The sequence below is a fragment of the Parasphingorhabdus sp. genome (assembly GCF_036964675.1).
In the GTDB taxonomy this organism is placed as follows: domain Bacteria; phylum Pseudomonadota; class Alphaproteobacteria; order Sphingomonadales; family Sphingomonadaceae; genus Parasphingorhabdus.
The window spans coordinates 1-614 of sequence record NZ_JBALTF010000162.1; the positions used below are offsets into that span (position 1 = coordinate 1).

The 614-nt window shown below is 56.2% G+C and carries 1 pseudogene; it reads right to left on the bottom strand.

The annotated features are described in order from the left end of the window. Positions 1-329: 329 nt before the first annotated feature. Positions 330-614: pseudogene (locus tag V7665_RS13730) on the bottom strand (glutathione S-transferase); the annotation flags it as partial.

A 614-nucleotide genomic window follows, 5' to 3' on the forward strand; every position in this document is an offset into this window, starting at 1 on the left:
TAGAGGATGGAGAGATGGAAGGTCACACTCGGCGACCGGCTCCCGGTCCACAAATGCTGGAAATCTGGGGCTTCGGGGCAAAGGTCACAGAAAACAAACCGGGTCTTCGCTGTCAGCTTTTCGGCATGACGTAGCAATGGTCAGGCTCGCACGAAGACACAAAGCCACGAAGGCTATAAGATACAGCGCAATCCCGCTTCAATTTCGTGGCGCTTTGCGTCTTTGCGGCTTTGTGCGAGTCCGGATAGCGGTGACCGATGCAACTATTCCCAAACCACGATGGCTTCGCCCGAATTAACGCCACTCCCGTGCCCTATCTTTGGCCCGCGCTACGCCGCCACTTCCAGAGCAAAAACCGGTTCCTCATCTCCACTCATCCACTGCGGATATTTCACCATCGTCGTGGTGAATAACGCAGACGCAAGATGATCGCCGAGCCATTTCTGCAGCGCAAGCAGGGGCAATTGGTCGAACCAGCTACGGTCATGGTTGGCGAACTGGCGGACGAAGGGGAATATGGCGTGGTCGGCTAAAGTGGGCTTCGCTCCCATCAGTTGCCCCGATTCCTGAATCAGACCATCGAGTTTCTCGAGAAAGACCAGTCCCCCGGCACG